The organism is Acinetobacter baylyi DSM 14961 = CIP 107474 (genome assembly GCF_000368685.1).
GTDB classification, from domain to species: domain Bacteria; phylum Pseudomonadota; class Gammaproteobacteria; order Pseudomonadales; family Moraxellaceae; genus Acinetobacter; species Acinetobacter baylyi.
Genome location: NZ_KB849627.1, coordinates 452,178 through 469,501, shown reverse-complemented (window position 1 = coordinate 469,501; position 17,324 = coordinate 452,178). Strand labels below are relative to the sequence as shown.

General features: G+C 40.0%; 14 protein-coding genes. 12 read left to right on the top strand and 2 right to left on the bottom strand.

The features are described 5' to 3' along the window. The first annotated feature begins 171 nt into the window (after positions 1-171). From F952_RS09260 to F952_RS09245, 4 genes are all read left to right on the top strand, one after another. Positions 172-1,560 carry an L-cystine transporter gene (locus F952_RS09260; RefSeq protein WP_004926164.1) on the top strand — a complete coding sequence of 463 codons (1,389 nt, stop codon included), beginning with the start codon at positions 172-174 and terminating at the stop codon, positions 1,558-1,560. A 126-nt stretch (positions 1,561-1,686) separates the two neighbouring features. Next, positions 1,687-2,517 (top strand): PhzF family phenazine biosynthesis protein, encoded by an 831-nt coding sequence (locus tag F952_RS09255; protein ID WP_004926159.1) that lies wholly within the window; start codon positions 1,687-1,689, stop codon positions 2,515-2,517. A gap of 151 nt (positions 2,518-2,668) precedes the next feature. Further along, complete coding sequence (locus tag F952_RS09250; protein ID WP_004926157.1) at positions 2,669-3,898, top strand: voltage-gated chloride channel family protein; 1,230 nt, start codon at positions 2,669-2,671, stop codon at positions 3,896-3,898. A 110-nt stretch (positions 3,899-4,008) separates the two neighbouring features. Next, on the top strand, positions 4,009-6,789 hold the full coding sequence (locus F952_RS09245; RefSeq protein WP_004926155.1) for a M16 family metallopeptidase: 2,781 nt from the start codon (positions 4,009-4,011) through the stop codon (positions 6,787-6,789). A 38-nt stretch (positions 6,790-6,827) separates the two neighbouring features. Here F952_RS09245 and F952_RS09240 read toward each other — a convergent pair whose 3' ends face one another. Further along, on the bottom strand, positions 6,828-7,211 hold the full coding sequence (locus tag F952_RS09240; RefSeq protein WP_004926153.1) for a DUF3144 domain-containing protein: 384 nt from the start codon (positions 7,209-7,211) through the stop codon (positions 6,828-6,830). Between the two features lie 105 nt (positions 7,212-7,316). On the opposite strand from F952_RS09240, the gene F952_RS09235 reads away from it, so the two are divergent. Next, positions 7,317-7,949: a hypothetical protein gene (locus F952_RS09235; RefSeq protein ID WP_004926151.1), complete on the top strand. Its 633-nt coding sequence runs from the start codon at positions 7,317-7,319 to the stop codon at positions 7,947-7,949. 48 nt (positions 7,950-7,997) lie between these two features. Here the strand turns inward: F952_RS09235 and F952_RS09230 are convergent, their stop codons facing one another. Next, positions 7,998-9,464, bottom strand: coding sequence for a CYTH and CHAD domain-containing protein (locus F952_RS09230; RefSeq protein WP_004926150.1), 1,467 nt, complete (start codon positions 9,462-9,464; stop codon positions 7,998-8,000). Between the two features lie 218 nt (positions 9,465-9,682). Here F952_RS09230 and F952_RS09225 point away from each other — a divergent pair, with 218 nt between their 5' ends. The 7 genes from F952_RS09225 to rapA all read left to right on the top strand — a co-directional run bounded on the left by F952_RS09225 (position 9,683) and on the right by rapA (position 17,317). Further along, complete coding sequence (locus F952_RS09225) at positions 9,683-10,069, top strand: Mpo1-like protein (protein WP_227499421.1); 387 nt, start codon at positions 9,683-9,685, stop codon at positions 10,067-10,069. 158 nt (positions 10,070-10,227) lie between these two features. Further along, positions 10,228-10,977, top strand: coding sequence for an OmpW/AlkL family protein (locus tag F952_RS09220; protein WP_026056924.1), 750 nt, complete (start codon positions 10,228-10,230; stop codon positions 10,975-10,977). A gap of 129 nt (positions 10,978-11,106) precedes the next feature. Then, positions 11,107-11,742 (top strand): thiamine phosphate synthase, encoded by a 636-nt coding sequence (gene thiE, locus F952_RS09215; RefSeq protein WP_004926142.1) that lies wholly within the window; start codon positions 11,107-11,109, stop codon positions 11,740-11,742. A 29-nt stretch (positions 11,743-11,771) separates the two neighbouring features. Then, positions 11,772-13,070, top strand: a complete 1,299-nt coding sequence (hemL, locus tag F952_RS09210; RefSeq protein ID WP_004926139.1) for a glutamate-1-semialdehyde 2,1-aminomutase — start codon at positions 11,772-11,774, stop codon at positions 13,068-13,070. A gap of 52 nt (positions 13,071-13,122) precedes the next feature. Then, on the top strand, positions 13,123-13,539 hold the full coding sequence (locus F952_RS09205) for a GlcG/HbpS family heme-binding protein (protein ID WP_004926125.1): 417 nt from the start codon (positions 13,123-13,125) through the stop codon (positions 13,537-13,539). A 154-nt stretch (positions 13,540-13,693) separates the two neighbouring features. Next, positions 13,694-14,338 carry an RluA family pseudouridine synthase gene (locus F952_RS09200; protein ID WP_004926121.1) on the top strand — a complete coding sequence of 215 codons (645 nt, stop codon included), beginning with the start codon at positions 13,694-13,696 and terminating at the stop codon, positions 14,336-14,338. A 141-nt stretch (positions 14,339-14,479) separates the two neighbouring features. Then, positions 14,480-17,317, top strand: a complete 2,838-nt coding sequence (gene rapA / locus F952_RS09195) for an RNA polymerase-associated protein RapA (protein ID WP_026056923.1) — start codon at positions 14,480-14,482, stop codon at positions 17,315-17,317. Positions 17,318-17,324 lie beyond the last annotated feature (7 nt).

The following is a 17,324-nucleotide window of genomic DNA, read 5'->3' as shown; positions in this document are numbered from 1 at the left end:
AATTGAATTAAAATTATATAAATAAAATAGTCACTTATAGTTAAATGACGCCAAGCTGCTACATCATATTAAATCGTGCAACTTCATAAAAAACTAGCTTGAACTATTCTAGCTGTGATCAAATAGTTGAAGTTTCAAAAAAATCGTAAATTTAAAATTAGGAGTGGAGGGATGAATTGGCCTCTAATCATAAACATTGTTCTGTTTATTGCCATGCTATTTTTGCTAGCCCAAACCAGAAAAACACAATGGAGTCTGGCGAAAAAAGTATTAGCTGGTTTAATACTGGGTGTGGTATTTGGTTTGGGTCTTCATCTTGTTTATGGGGGCGACAGCCCAATTCTCAACGAGTCGATCAGTTGGTTTAATATCGTAGGTAATGGTTATGTAAAACTGCTCCAGATGGTGGTGATGCCTTTAGTGTTTGTCTCTATTTTAGGGGCTGTGACCAGATTGCATGAAGCATCGGCGTTAGGGAAAATCAGTTTTTATAGTATCGGCACACTATTATTGACCACCTTAATTGCTGCACTTGTTGGTGTATTCATGACCAATTTATTTGGTTTGACTGCCCAAGGTCTCATACAAGGTGCTGCTGAAACAGCCAGACTGAATGCAATTCAGTCAGATTATGTCGGTAAATTGACTGACCTTACTGTCCCACAAATGGTTTTATCTTTTATTCCGAGTAATCCTTTTGCTGAACTCACAGGCGCAAATCCTACCTCCATTATTAGTGTGGTGATTTTTGCGATATTTTTGGGTATTTCAGCAATTCATCTTATTCGAGATGACCAAGCCAAAGGACAACGAATCTTAACCGCGATTCAGACTTTGCAGTCGTGGGTGATGAAGCTGGTACGTTTAGTGATGACATTGACGCCATATGGTGTATTTGCACTGATCACTAAAGTGGTCGCAAGCTCAAATGTCGCTGATATCCTAAATCTAGGTAGTTTTTTAGTCGCTTCATATCTGGGGCTTGGCATTATGTTTGTTGTACATGCACTTATTTTGATCTTTGTTGGGGTTTCACCCATCAAGTTCTTTAAAAAAGTAGCGCCTGTACTCACCTTTGCATTTACCAGTCGTTCGAGTGCTGCCAGTATTCCTTTAAATATCGAAGCGCAAACCCGCCGTTTGGGTGTACCTGAGTCTATTGCTACGTTTTCAGCCTCTTTTGGTGCCACAATTGGTCAAAATGGCTGTGCAGGATTATATCCAGCCATGTTGGCAGTAATGGTTGCACCTACTGTAGGAATTAATACCCTGGATCCTATCTGGATTGCGACTTTGGTGGGTATTGTTACGCTCAGCTCCATAGGGGTGGCTGGCGTAGGGGGCGGTGCAACATTTGCAGCTTTGATTGTTTTGCCTGCGATGGGTTTACCTGTCACACTGGTAGCGCTTCTGGTTTCGATTGAGCCACTCATTGATATGGGACGTACCGCGTTAAATGTCAATGGTTCAATGACTGCCGGGATGGTGACCAGTCAAATTTTAAAACAGACGGATAAATCAGTTTTTGACCGTGATGATGTCACACTGGATCACTCTTAGATTTAATTCAAAAAGCTCTAGATCGTTCTAGAGCTTTTTTCTGTGCTGGTTTTTTTAAAAATATTGTATCTGTTATTTTACTTCATAATTGCGAAAATAAACTAAAACAAACAAGAGATCATATTCATGAAAATGTATCAGGTTGATGCCTTCACTCAGCACTTATTTAAAGGCAATCCAGCAGCAGTAATTATTGTGCAGGATTGGCTGGATAATGCATTGATGCAGTCGATTGCACTCGAAAATAATCTATCAGAAACTGCTTTTGTTAAAGTTCGAGATCATGAAAATTATGAAATCCGCTGGTTTTCACCAACGAATGAAGTCGCGTTTTGTGGACATGCGACCTTGGCTAGTGCATTCGTATTGTTTAAGGATTTTACATCTGCCAAAACCATTCAGTTTCATGTAAAAAATCTGGGTGTATTTATTGTGACTCAGGCACAAGACGGAAAAATCCTGATGAATTTTCCTGTGCGTCGTGCCCAGCGTTTAGATGAATATCCTACAATTCTAGATGAAGCACTGCATAAACCAATTAAAGCGGTATATTTAAACCCTCAGGCTTATATTGTTGAATACGAATCTGTTCAGGATGTACTTGATGAGCAACCAGATTTGGTTAAATTAAAATCTTTAGGGCAATTGCGTACCGCCGTTACAGCCTCAGATGCGATGCTGGACGTTGCGATTACCGCAACTAATCTGGGGTCTTATGATTGTGTATCACGGTATTTCGCCCCAGCAATTGGAATCAATGAAGATCCTGTGACAGGTTCTATTCACACCGCGATTGTCCCTTTGTGGGCAGAAAAGCTGAATAAAACCGAATTAATTGCTTATCAGGCATCAAGCCGTGGTGGAGAGTTGTATTGCCGTATGCTCGATAATGAGCGGATTGAAATTTCAGGCTATGCTGTTTTATACATGCAGAGTGAGGTTTATTTGAATATTTAAAAATCAGATAAAATATAAGTGAACTTAAACATACAGTTTGGCCATGTATTTAAGTTCTACTTAAGTGTTACTATGCGGTTCAGTGTTAAAATTAATAAGACAAAATAACTTGAGATCTTGCCTGTACAGGCCGATTGTGTAACTGAGAGATATGAAAATATTCCCATCGTCAGAATACCGTGAAATTATTCAATATACTGGCTATTGGATTGTTGTGTCGATACTGATCGGATTGATCTCAGGTGTTTCGTCCAGTCTTATATTTGCCTGTTTTGATCTCGCCAATAAATTACGTATGGCTTATCCATGGCTGATCTATTTCTTGCCATTCATTGGCTTAATGATGGGTTATCTTTTTTATTATTATGGTACGCCGATCGAGAAAGGCACTCATTTACTGATTGATGAGATTCATCAGCCCAAGGCATTTATTCCCAAGCGTATGAGCCCACTGATTTTTATTAGTGCAATTTTGACTCAGATTTTTGGTGGATCGGCAGGGCGAGAAGCCCCTGCGGTACAGTTATCGGGTGCATTAACAGATCATCTGACTCAAGTATTTAAAGTTCCTCACGATAATCGCAAGATATTTCTGATTGCGAGTATTGGCTCTGGCTTTGCTGCCATATTTGGTTTACCGCTGGCAGGTGCCATATATGGGCTGGAAATTACCTCGTTAGGTAAACTACGTTATTCGGCGGTTTTCCCATGTTTTGTATCTGCAGTAATTGCCTCACAAGTTCCTGAATTTTTTCATATTGTACATCCACATCATTATTATGTGGTTTCAAGCTTTCCAGAGCTGACCAGTGTTGTCATTATTAGCCTGATGGTTGCAGGTTTGATTTTTGGGATTGTTGCCAGGATTTTTATTGCCTCGATTCATTTCGTGAGCAAACAACTGAATCGTTACATTCGCTTCATGCCATTTCGCCCTATGGTGGGTGGTATTTTGATTATGTTAATGACCTTGATCGTTGGTGCGCAAACATTTAATGGTTTGGGGGTGCACAGCATGATCGCATCTTTTTATCATGATTTACCCATTACCGATTTCATCGGAAAAATGATTTTTACTGCGACCACATTGGGTTCTGGCTTTAAAGGTGGGGAGATTACGCCGTTATTTTTTGTAGGAACTACACTAGGCAATGCATTGGGACAATGGTTGCCATTACCTATTTCATTGCTGGCAGGGTTAGGCTTGGTCAGCCTATTTGCAGGTGCTAGTAAAGCCCCTCTAACTTCAATTATTTTGGCTATTGAGCTTTTTGGTGTTTCAATTGCTGAATATGCAGTAATTACGTGTTTGCTGGCTTATCTTTTTTCGGGTAACTGCGGCCTTTATCGGAATCAAAACTTAAAATTGCATGATGATTAGCTGTTATAAATCATATCGTTTCAAAAAATCACTATAAAAAATGGATAAGATTTTCTAGTATGCAGAATCATTTGAAATGATTGTTATTATTTTATGTTTTTGGGAAATTTATGATTACGCGCTTTAAACAGCTCAGCTTATCTTTGTGTCTAATCGGTTTAACAACACTTTCTTGGTCACAGGCGGTCTTAATAAAAACACAGCAGGATATAGAAGAATATAAATTAGATAATGGTTTTCGGGTGGTACTTGCACCTAATCAGAAAGAAAGTAAGGTCTTTGTAAATACCATTTATTTCACTGGATCACTCAACGATCCTAAAGGTAAGGGCGGTTTGGCGCATCTTTTGGAACATCTTGCCTTTAAAGGAACACAAGATGTAAAAGGCGAGGCATTTCAGCGCCGTCTGGATCAATATACGCTGATGACCAATGCCAGCACCGAATATTACTCGACACGTTATACCAATATTGTACGTCCAGAGCAGCAAGCCTTAAATGAAGTGCTCTATCTGGAATCACAACGTATGGACAAATTGGTACTTCAGGAAAAGTTTGTTCCTTCCGAAATTGAAATTGTTAAACGAGAGCGTGAAATCCGTTTAGATCAGCCATTTGCTGTATTGATGGATCAGATGTTTAAAGCGGCTTATGGGAATCAGTATCTTGGACGTTTACCTATAGGCGATTTGGCAGAGCTCAAGTCGATTAAAATGAATGAGCTTGAGCAGTTCTATCGAACTTGGTATGCGCCTAATAATGCTGTGATGGTGATCACTGGAAAATTTGATAAACAACAGGTTTTAAAAGCAGTTGATGAATATTTTAGTCCAATCTCGGCTAGACAAATTCCTGCAAGTGTAAAAGTACCAGCGCTAGACTCAAGTAAAATTCAACCACGTAACTTTACCGTGGAAAAGGGCAGCGATCTGGCAAAATTTCATATGTATATAAATCATGCGGATCGGAAAGTTCAACCAGCACTAGCATTGGCACCGCTTTTATATACGATGCAACCCAGTGGAAGTTTGTATAAGGATATCGTTGAGACAGGGATTGCCACAAGTGTTCAAGGAGCAACTTGGTTAGATCAGGACTTTAATCTGGTATTTTTAGGTGCAATGTATTCACCTAGCCAAGATACGCAAAAAGTCGAGACAATATTAACTTCTAAAGTTGAGTCACATCAGCCATTTAGTGAGGCAGAAGTGAATCGAGTGAAACAGCTGATGCAAACACAAGCTGAACTGATCATGAAAGATCCTGTTGCATTGGGTTCAAGATTAACCGATTACATCGTATCTACTCATGGAAATTGGGATCAATATTTTTATGATATTGATCAGCTTAAGCAATTAAAGCCTGAAGACATTAATCAGCTTTATCATAACTTGTTTAATGCAGAACATCGGATTTCAGGTGATATCAAACCTACCCCTGAAAGTCAGAAAAAAGCACTACAACAACAGGCGGCATCCAGCACATTAAAAACACTCGATCAGCAAGTCACCCCTGTCGAACCAGTCAAAGATATCAAAACCTATAAACAGGAGATTCAACAATTCAGCCAACGTGCCAAACAAGAAGCACAAATGAATGAAAAGAAAATACAACGCGGTCAACTGAAAAATGGAATGCAATATGCATTGTTTCCAACAGAAACCCGTGATGATCGGATCTATGCGACATTAACAACTGATTTTGGTAATGAAAAATCACTATTCAAAAAGGGAACAGTTTTAGATATTACCTCTTATCTATTGCTTCGTGGTTCAAAATCTGCCAGCTTGCAACAAGTGACAGATAAGGCGATTGAAGCAGGAGGCGCTGCGACAGCAACTGTTTCAGATAATGGTTTTGTCATTAATATTCAGGCAAAGAAAGAAAAATTTCCTGAGTTTTTTAGCTATATGGTTGATGTGATGAAGCATCCATCTTTTGAACAGTCACAATTTGATTTGATCAAGTCACAGAGTCTGGCAAGTCTGGACCGTCCTTATACCGAACCTGAAACCGTTGCTGCACTCACGATGGCCAGATTAGTCGAAACTTATCAACCTGGTGATTTGCGTTATCATTTCGAACCTGTACTTGCAAAAGATGAATTAAATACGGTGACTCAGGAACAGGTGAAAGCCTTATATGATCAATTTTTTGCAATGAATCATGCACGTATTGCCATAACAGGTGATTTTGATCCTACCAAGATGAAACAGTACTTAGATCAAAATTTTGCTGGCTGGAATACACAGCAGCCGTATCAGAGACTATCGTCTACTTTTACAGCTTATCCTGCACAAAAAGTTCATGCATTGTCTGAACAGCGTGATTTTGGAAATTATCAAAGTTTATTGACCTTGCCTGTAGGCATTGAACATCCTGATGCTCCAGCTTTACTGGTGCTTGAGCATATCTTGGGAAGTTCGCAAATCTCGTCTCGTCTAGCTGTAGCATTACGTGAGAAAAATGCGCTGGTTTATGGGTTTGGCAGTGATATTAATCTGGATGCAGACGATAACATTGGGGCTTTAACTATTGAGGCGAATTATACTGCAGGCCGTGGCGAACAGGTTTCAGCGTCGATTCACCAAGTTTTGAAAGATCTTCTGAAAAATGGAGTCACTGAGCAAGAGGTGGAAGCGGCGAAAGCAGATATCATGAAGAAAAGAGTGACTTCACTTGAAGATGAACGCAATATTCATTATATGTTGAACCATCAGTTAGAGCACAATAAAACTTTGCTGGATCGTATTAGACGGGACCAACAATTTATGGTACTCCATAAAAATGATGTTGATCAGGTCATCAAAAAATATATCAATTTGAATCATTTCGTTGAAGTCATGGCTGATCAATTCGGTCAGGCCCAAAAGAATCCAGATTTCAAATAAATATTTGAATCATTAAAAAAAGCCCTGTAGGGCTTTTTTTAATGATCATGTTTATGTGTATGAAAATCTTCATTTTTACGAAAGCGTAAATAGTTTTCAAATTGCTCACAATATTCTTCAAAATTATCTTCGAGCATCATCTGGAATTGTTGCATCAAATAAGACATGACCTGATCTTTGGCATCACGCATTTCATTGCCATCTTTAAAATTATTGGCAGCAACCCACGTATTAAAACGTGCAGTTGCAAACAGCATTGCTGCACTGACTTGACCACGTAATTCTGCTGGATCTGGTTTTTCTCCCTGTTTTGGGCGACAAAAATCATTAGCCAGTTTGATAAAATCATCCGCACGCTCAAAAAAAACAGCATTTAAAGCTTCTTCTTCGGTGATATCTGTGGCATCAATCTTTTGAGACATGGTTCTTTCCAACACAAATGAGAGCAATATTATACGTGAAAGCCTTGTAGAAACTAAACCTTTGTCATAGTCTTTAAATAGCCTAAGCAAATGATCGAGAATAGCATGCAAGATGCCATCGCAATACAAAATCTAAAAAATGACATTGCCTTGCTTCGCCAGCATATATGGCCACCCCAAATGCTTGAATCGGTAGAGGGGCTGCCCATCTATTATGGTTTAGTGTCAGAGGTAGAGCGTTATTATCAACAATGGCAGCCGCTTATAGAGCGTGCTCAAATTTTATTCCAACCTTTTATGGAAGATGAGATATTAGATGCCATTCATTTACCCAGCCATCTGAACTTGCCATTATTCTTTTTTCATGTAGATCGAATTCGGATCAATAAAACCCGAGCCAAAGAATCCAAAACGTTTCGTGGAGTCGCCAGCTTGCAAGAAAAATGTGGGCATTTTGAGATGGATCAGGTGCTTGCTATGCAAGCGTGGCTAAACAGTGATGACACTGCTGCATTGGTGGCACATCGAGAATTCATCGATTTGAGAACTTACGTATTTCAACACCGACAAAGTGAATATACGCGCACCCGATTTTATATGAATGGCATCATACTGAGTGTCGAACCAGATTTTAAACTGGTAGATGCTAGAGATAAACCGAGGAAACAGCGTAATGACAGTTATAGTGACCCCATTGCGAACAATGGAGTCTGGAAAGTATTTGGAAAATATTGCTAGTAGATGATTCGAGATACTCAATTTATTTTTTTAGCTCCAATATCGTGATCACCAGAAGGGTTTTACTTGCGCAAATTGCTGTAAAGCCTGTGCAGATTGTTCAATAAGATGGCTTTGTTTGGCTTTACTCCATCCCACTGCAAACCAGTATTCTGGATGTTGGGCACTATTTTTTTCAAAAAATTGCTCGGCAATATGCAGATCGTTATATTGCCCAAGCATTTCTTGCACATGCTGTAACTCATTTAAATAAGAAGTAATCAGGTCTGTATCATATAAGCTCGAAATAAATTCGACGCTATAACGCAGACGTTTAGCTTTTTTCCGCGTACGATGACGTTCTTCAATACTGAGTTTTTCAAAATCATTTGCGTTTTTGATCAGTTTTTTATGCATTTGATTTAATGTTCTTGATATGGTCTTTTTAAGTTTCGTTTTCTTGTGATCTATATTTTCACGGTCATGATAGGTAAACGCAAGGAGTTGCAGTAGCAGGCAAGTTTGCTCTGGTTGAACAAATAAGCTCTGTTTTTTCGCTGTTGACGTTTGTTTAGACACTAACTCTGAAAAAGGAGCGCCATCAGCGACAAGTTGCGGTAAAACATCGTCCCGAATCGCATCAATATCTCTCGAATCTCCAAGTATTTGGAAAATTTCAGCCAACTGTGCTTCCCAGCGATCATCTGTTTCTAAAGACCATGAACCAAAAATTTTCAGCGCACTTCTTAAACGTCGAATTGCAACGCGTGCTTGATGAATATGCTCAGGCTCAGCAACACCTTCAGCAATAAAAGCCGCATTCGGAAGTAAATGTTGTAAAGCATTGGCAATCATTTGGCGTAAAGCAGAATCAGCACTGGACTTTTTATGGAGGAATAAGGTGCTGGCTTTGGTTGCAGGTGAGGTTTTTTGTTGGGTCGCCAGTAAGTTTCCACGCTGGGCTTTACTACGCACATCCAACCAGAGTTGATATTTTTTAACCCATTCCTGAGTAAATAATATGAGCTGTTCGGCAGAACCAGATTTAAGTTCAAACTCGACTTCACAAATTTTCTCAGATTGATCGGAGGTAGAAACGATACCGTCATCAAGACAAACTTCAATGGCTGTATCTTCTATCTGAAAAATTCGGAAAGTGCGCTCCACATCTGTTTTAAATTGAAATTTAAGTTCATCTTGATGATCACCTAGAACTTCTTCCAAACGATCCTTAACAGTTTTATTATTTTCAAACAGGCTTAAATCTAGTTCAGGTTCAAGCTCGCATTTACCCAGATGAATCTCACTTTCAATACGTTCTAGGTGATTCTTTCCCGCTGCTTTAAATGTTTGAACCCAATGATCGCCTTCAAGACGTAATCTTAATGCCACATGATTCTTTGCGAGAAGTCGGTCTGGCGTATCGTAATACTTGGCTTGAAGTCGAATTTTTTCTGCTGTTTTAGGCTTCAATGCCTGTAATAGACTCTTTTTTTTGCTTTCTGGAAGCTGAAACTTAAGCTCGATTTCGACCATCTTGATACTCCTAAACTTCTTTATTTCTAATAGTTTGTCAATGTAAATAAGAATATCACCATGCCTATAATTATGTCTTGATATTTGCTGCATGAAAATGCAGGTAGTGTATTGTTTTGTTTTTAAATAGACCATCTAAAACATGGACAGCGCGTCAATTAAAAAACTTTTTTTCTCAATTTTTTTGGAGTAAGGTGATAAAAAATGATCATAGGACGATGAGAATGAACGCGCCAGCGAAGTTAGCTCAAGATAGCAGCCAGAATAACGTTAATTCACCTATTAAAAACTACCATGAGTTTTATCGTTTCTATTTGACAGAACATCGAAATATCATGAGCCGACGCTTACATGTTGCAGGAAGCAGTATCGGACTTTATTTTTTTACTCAAGCGATTCGTCGTCGTAAAGCAAAATATGTAGTTTATGGACTTATTTCTGGTTATGCCTGTGCCTGGGTCGGACATTTTATCTTTGAAAAAAATAAACCAGCCAGCTTTAAGCAACCACTATATAGTTTTATCTCTGATTGGAAGATGTTTTCAGATGTATTGAGAGGTAATATCAGTCTTAAAAATCGTGATTTAGATAAAATTTCAAGTTAAAAGAGGATAAGAAAGTTAAATTGGATCATAAAGCGACTACTCAGTTACGAAATATTGAGTTTTCCAGTTGATCTTTCATTTAATTATTCTAATATCTGTGTATCTATAAAGGCTAGGATGCCTTGGCCTTTGGATGAAATAATATGGGACGTATTCTGATGAAAAAATTAACAACAGCACTTTTACCACTTGCATTACTCGTAACCAGCTTTGGCGCACAGGCAGCGACTTCGGATGGCAATAACTTTGCTGTTTCTGCGGGTTGGGCTCATATCATGCCACAAGGCACCAAGCAGGGTGTAAATTCTACATCATCAATTCCTTATTTTAATACCTTCAATTCAGCTGCAGGCTTTGAATTGGACAATGCTGATACTGCAGAATTTAAGTTAGATTATTTGGTCAATGATAATGTGACAGTTGGTTTGATCTTGGGTGTTCCACCTAAGGTCGACATTCAAGGTAAGGGACAATTGTTAGCTGGCGCATTAAATCTTGATAGCTTTAGCAAAGTTGGGGATGTAAAAGTTTATAGCCCAGTGCTGACTGGTAAATATACATTTGGAAGTGTAAACAATAAGTTCCGTCCATATGTAGGTGCCGGTTTTATGTATGCAAGTTTCCGTGATTTTAAACTTAATCCAGAAGTAAATGCTAAAATTGCTCCTCTTGGTGGAACCATCAGTAATGTCGATATTGATGATGCGGTAGCGCCAGTTGCGTTTATTGGTGCAGACTACAATATTACGCCTAACTGGTTTGCAACGGCTTCAGTGAGCTATGTACACCTAAGTACCCATGCAAATCTCAATGTTGTGAATCCTGCTAATGTCACATTTGTACAAGGTTCAAGCAAAATTGAAATTAATCCAATCGTGACTTATTTAGGTGTGGGCTACCGCTTCTAAGTTCGGCTCAGATTCAAAAAAACCCCGATTTATTCGGGTTTTTTTTATGATTAAAATACAATTGCTATAAAAATCAGTTGTGTCGAATTTGTTATACTGTACTTATCAGAAATGTCGAGAATTGAGTGAATGCGCGGTCTATATCTCATTACCAATGATGATCCACTTGAGCTGTTATTAGACAAATTAGAAATCGCATTATCCACTGGACATATCGCGATTTTGCAGTATCGGCGTAAAAAAGTGCCTAAGACCGATCAAGCTTTTGAAGTCGAACAAATCAAGGTGCTATGTGAAGCCTATCAGGTTCCTTTTGTCATTAACGATGATCTGGTATTGGCTGCTCAATTTGATTTAGGTGTCCATCTTGGGCAGTCTGATGGAGAAATCAGTGATGCTGTAAACAGATTAACTTCTGGTGCTGTCATTGGTCGTACCTGTTTAAATTCGCTCGTGTTGGCAGAGAAAGCCATTGCTGATGGTGCAACCTATATTGCTTTCGGAGCAGTCTATGCAACAGCGACTAAACCAGAGGCGGGGAATGTAGGAATTGAAGTGATTAAGCAGGCTCGACAAAAATTTAATACACCCATCTGTGCGATTGGTGGTTTAACCGTTGAAAACTCGAAGGTCGTCATTGAAAGTGGTGCTGACCTTTGCGCAGTAATTAGTGATATATTAGGTCGTTCAGTTCAGGATATTCCTACGCGAATCAATGCGTGGGCTGCTTTATTTGCAGAGACTTCATCTGCTGTAAATGTATAGTTAAAGTTATATAGATATCGAGAGTATTCATGAGTTTATCTCCAAAACAAGTGCAATTATTTGAGCAAGCCAGCAAACATATTCCAGGGGGTGTGAACTCACCTGTACGTGCATTTAATGGTGTAGGCGGAACTCCGGTATTTATCAAAAAGGCGCAAGGCGCTTATCTTTGGGACGAAGACGATAAACGCTATGTCGATTATGTTGGTTCCTGGGGGCCAATGATCTTGGGGCATGCTCATCCAGATATTATTCAAGCCGTGCAAACTGCTGCTGTAGATGGTTTGAGCTTTGGTGCGCCCACTGTGCACGAAACCACGCTAGCCGACATCATTTGCGACATCATGCCATCTATCGAGATGGTGCGTATGACCAATTCTGGTACAGAAGCCACGATGACTGCAATTCGTCTGGCACGTGGTTATACGGGACGAGACAAGATTGTTAAGTTTGAAGGGTGTTATCACGGACATTCAGATTCGCTATTAGTCAAAGCAGGTTCGGGGCTTTTAACTTTGGGTGAAGGTGAACCAACTTCGAAAGGTGTACCTGTCGACTTTGCCAAACATACATTGACACTGCCTTACAATAATATTGAAGCACTTAAAGAATGTTTCGCAAAGTTTGGTCATGAAATTGCAGGTGTGATTGTAGAACCTGTTGCAGGCAACATGAATTTGGTCACACCAATTGATGGATTCTTGCAAGCAATCCGCGATGTATGTGACGAATATGGTTCAGTCTTTATCATTGATGAAGTGATGACAGGTTTTCGTGTGGCATTGGGCGGAGCGCAGTCTGTTTACCAAGTAAAACCAGATTTGACCACCTTAGGTAAAATTATTGGTGCAGGACTTCCAGTGGGTGCATTTGGTGGTAAGCGCGAGATTATGGAATGTATTGCACCTTTAGGCGGTGTTTATCAGGCGGGTACTTTATCTGGTAATCCACTGGCGATGCGTGCAGGTATTACCATGTTCAAGCATTTACGCGAACCCGATTTCTATAGCAAGCTTGAGGCCAAACTCCAAAAATTGCTTACAGGTTTACAGGCTGCTGCGAATGAAGCAGGGATTGCATTTAAAACTCAGCAAGTAGGTGGTATGTTTGGTCTTTACTTTACAGATCAGGAAGATATCACCAGTTTTGATTCCATGCTGGCTTGTGATACAGACGCATTTAAGAAATTTTTCCATGGTATGTTAGAGCGTGGAGTCAATCTTGCACCTTCTGCATTTGAGGCAGGTTTCATCTCATCCGCTCATAGCGATGAAGATATTGAGTTGACCATTCAAGCTGCAAAAGAAACATTTGCAGAAATGAAATAGCAGATCATCTGAAGAAGCCCGATTTCGGGCTTTTTTTATTGGAGTTAGGCTTATGAAAACCAAACATTATTTAACACTAGCAGATGCTGAAATTCTTATGAATCGTGCTGTTGAGCTTTCTGCGCAGCGTAGTTTCAATATGAGTATTTCGATTGTAGATGAAGCAGGCGCTTTGTTGTTAATGAAGCGTATGGATGGTGCAACGCCATTAACAGCACACCTCAGTCTTGAAAAAGCCAAATGTTCTGCAATGAGCCGCCGACCCTCTAAATTTTATGAAGATATTATTCGTAATGGTCAAATGGGTTTTCTTACCCTTGAAAGTGTTACAGGAATGCTTGAAGGTGGAGAGCCAATCATGTATGAAGGTCAGTTAATTGGAGCGATGGGCGTTTCAGGTGCCAAAGCATTTGAAGATGCGGAGATTGCGCAAAAAGCCATTCATGATTTTTTTCAGCAAATATCATAAATGCTAAATAGAACACGATGAATTATGGTTGAATCTGATCTTTATTAAAAGATACGACTAAAACTTGATGAAAAATGCTGTTTTTGCATTGTATTTCTGATCGAAGCTTTTTATCATTGCCGGCTGATTTTTATATCGCCTTTGGAAGAAAACATTGAGTAATTTTCTCACCGATTATCTGATTCATCGTGATAATGACTTTATGGTTATTCATAAACCAGCAGGTATACTCAGTGTTCCAGGCAAGGGTGATGCATTATTTGATAGCCTGCTTGTACGCCTTGTCGAGATTGAACCTAAAACGTTATTAATTCATCGTCTAGATCGCGATACCTCGGGTATTTTGGTATTTGGTCTAAATAAAATGGCTCAAAGTGCAATTTCGCGGCAGTTTCAGGAACGTCAAACCGACAAAATTTATCAGGCATTGGTGGTGGGTGAGGTGTATGGCGAAGGACTAATTGATGTGCCTGTCGTATACGATGCAGCACGACCTCCATTGCATATCGCAGATCCAGCACATCATAAACCTGCACAAACGGAATGGCAGGCGCTAGAGCAGTTCGAGCTCAATGGAAAAATGGTTACACGAATGCGTTTAACGCCCATTACTGGACGTTCGCATCAACTCAGAGTACATATGCAATACATCGGACATCCTATTGTTGGCGATACATTGTATGCTTCGTTAGCAGATCAACAATTGGTTTCTCGTTTGTGTTTACACGCAGAACAGCTTAGTTTTTATCATCCCAAAACAGGTGAGTTGGTAACCTTTCATTGTCCTGTCCCATTTTAATGTTAAAACCGAGTAACAATTTTTAAAAGCTCATTTTTTTTAATGAGCTTTATGTCAAAATATATAGCGTAAAGACTACACAAAACGACTGACACTGAATCTAGTGAGCAGCGTAAAATGTGGTCATCATTTGAGATAAAGGTGGAAAAATTGCAGCAGTTTGCTATTGGTCAACGTTGGTTATCAGACACGGAAACTGAACTCGGTTTAGGCGTTTTAATTGATGTTGATGAACGGTCTATCAGCATACTTTTTCCTAAAAGTGATGAAACGCGTGTTTATGCACGGAATAATGCACCTTTATCTCGAATTGTTTTCAATGTAAATGATGAAGTTCAAGACCAAGAAGGCCATAAGTGGCTGGTCGAGTCTATTGAAGACCGTCACGGCGTTTTGCGTTATAACGTATTGCGTACTTCATCAGATGGTGAAACAGAACGTAAAGCACTCAATGAAACTCGTATTGGGGCACACATCCAGCTTTCAAAACCACTCGATCGGTTACTTGCCAGCCAAGTAGATTATAAAGAGTGGTACGATTTGCGTATTGAAGCATTGCAAATGCAGGCTCAGATGCATCGCAGTCCTTTACGTGGTCTGATTGGAGCACGTGTGGGGTTGATCCCGCATCAGCTCTATATTGCACATGAAGTTGGTCAGCGCTTTGCACCGCGTGTATTACTGGCCGATGAAGTTGGTTTGGGTAAAACCATTGAAGCTGGTCTAATCATCCATCAACAGCTTAAAACAGGACGTGCTGAGCGTATCCTGATTTTGGTACCAGACTCATTACAGTATCAGTGGATGATTGAAATGCGCCGCCGTTTCAATCTGCAATTTTCTCTGTTTGATTTGACCCGTACCGCCTCAATCAAAGAGCATGATCCTGATTTAAATCCGTTCCTGACAGAACAATGTATCATTGCCAGTGTCGATTTGATGGTTGACCACGATGATTTACGTGAGCAGGCACTTGAAGCTGGCTTTGATTTATTGGTGGTTGATGAAGCCCATCACTTGATGTGGAACGAAGAAGAAGGTGGTAATGACCGCTATGATCTAGTTGAGGAACTGGCACAGCAAACGCCAGGTGTCTTGCTTTTGACTGCGACACCAGAACAGTTAGGGGTGGAAAGTCACTTTGCACGTCTGCGTTTGCTCGATCCACAGCGTTTTAGCAGTCTAGAACGCTTCTTGGATGAAGAAGAACAGTATCTACAAACCGCCAAGATTGCAGAAGTGTTGATGTCTGATGAACCTTTGGCGGCAGAACATTTAACTGCATTACAGACTTTACTTGGGCATTCGATTGAAGATGTGCCTGAGCAACGTTATCGTGCTATTCATGAGTTGCTGGACCGTCATGGTACAGGTCGTATTTTATTCCGTAATACCCGTGAAGCAATTCAGGGCTTTCCAGGCCGTGATTGCCAACCTGCAGCGCTGATTGCGCCAGAAAACTGGTCAATGGATGGCAAGCTTCGTGAGCAAATGTGGCCAGAAGAAGGTCAGCTTGATGGATCATGGATGGAAAACGATCCGCGTGTGCCTTGGCTCATGGAAATCTTGAGAAAAGAGTTAAAACATAACAAAGTATTACTGATTGCACGTAGTGGTCCAGTGGTTGAAGCTTTGGAAAATGTACTGCGTCTGCATGCAGGTATTCGTACGGCCATGTTCCATGAAGGCATGAGTTTACTGGAGCGAGATCAGGCAGCAGCTTACTTTGCAGAGGAAAGCTATGGCGCACAGATTTTGTTATGTTCTGAAATTGGTTCCGAAGGTCGAAACTTCCAGTTTGCCAGTGATTTAATTCTATTTGATTTGCCAGCGAATCCTGATGTACTCGAACAGCGTATTGGTCGTTTGGATCGTATTGGTCAAGAAAATCGTATTCAGATTCATGTACCTTACTTGATAGGAACAGCTCAGGAGCGTATGTTCCGCTGGTACAATGAAGCACTTAATATTTTTAGTAGTATTTCACCAACGGCACAAACATTACAAGAAAATTTCATCGTCGATTTAAAAGACTGTTTACTGGCAGATCTTGGGCAAAAATTTGAAGATTTACTCGAAGAAGTAAATGTTCAGCGTCAGGCACTTGAAGCAGAATTACAAGCAGGTCGTGATCGCTTGCTTGAATATAATTCATGTCGTCCTGTTGTCGCTCAAAAAATTGTGCAAGCGCTTGAAGATTACGATGATAACACCATGCTGCCTATGTTCATGAAGCGCTTTATGTCATCGACCAATATTGATTTTGATGAGCAAAGCAATGGTACGGTGATCATTAAACCAACCGATCAAATGCAGGTTCAGGGTTTAACCTTGGATGAAGATGGCATGACGGCAACGTTCTATCGTGATCAGGCTCAAATTCGTGAAGATGCACAATATTTGACGCTTGAACATCCGTTCATTGAAAGTGTCATGGAGATGATTAATACCCAGTCATTCGGAAGTACCAATGTTGCGCTATTAAAATCTAATGCACTCAAGCAAGGTTCAATTTTGATTGAAGTTTGGTTTAAAGTGGATGTGGTTGGCCCAAGATCTTTGAATCTACCATCAAGTTTGCCAAGACAGCTCGTCCGAGTATTGTTAAGCGAAACAGGGCAAGATTTATCTGAGAAAATTGATCCAGTAATTCTTCGTCCTTATTTACATCATTTGGATGGAAATAGTTGTCGTCAGGTCGTTAAGGCACGTCGTGACGTGATTGAGCAGCGTTATTCTCAAGCATTGGAATCGGCTAAAGAAGGTTTACCTGTATTAAAAGAGCAGGCGAAAAAGTACTATAGTCAAAAATGGCAATATGAGATTGATCGCTTAAGTTACCTAAAACAATTTAATCCAAGTATTCGTCAGGATGAAATTGATCGTTTGACTAAACTTCAAAAAGAAGGTGTCGATTTACTCGAAGATATTTCTTTAACACCTTCGGCTATTCAAGTGATGGTGGTGGTTAAGCCTTAATTTGAAG